The sequence below is a fragment of the Vibrio sp. 378 genome, assembly GCF_033339435.1.
Window position 1 is genome coordinate 1 of the sequence record NZ_JAWOUO010001149.1, and the last position, 524, is coordinate 524.

The window sequence follows — 524 nt, forward strand, 5'->3', positions numbered from 1 at the left end:
ATCAGCCGCTAGGATGGCGATGCGTCGTCTTACTGGCTCGTTAAATTCTTTGAGTACCTCATTCAAGTTTTGTGGCTGATGATTCTCTATCCATTCCGTGACTAACGCTAGGGCTAGGTGACGCTTTTTATAGGTATGACCGTTATAGCGATACTCCGAGTAATCTTTTTCGCCTTTTTGAACGCTTGTGCGCTGCTCGGCACGCTTCTCGCGGAACTTCACTTGGTACTCTTCCACCTCGGGTACAGGGATGATCTGTTCAGCATTGATCAGTACATCTTCTTTGTAGCGGTAGGGCGTGAGGCGCACACAACTGATATCGATGTCTTTATCACGCAGCCACAAGACAGAAGTGGTGAGTTCTTTACCGAAGTCTGCTGAGGCTAGAACGATTCGAACATCGTTACCAAAGTCATCCAAGCTGTTTTCATCCAGATCGACAAATTCTAGAATGGCTTCGCGGGCGTTAACCTCTTGACCTTCTTTCTTCAAGTACTGGGCATAATAGTCACACGCTTTGTCGA

Annotated in this window: 1 pseudogene; it reads right to left on the reverse strand. The window is 47.1% G+C overall.

Annotated features, from left to right (window positions below):
* Window positions 1-524, reverse strand: a pseudogene (locus R7Q48_RS30870) (hypothetical protein); the annotation flags it as partial.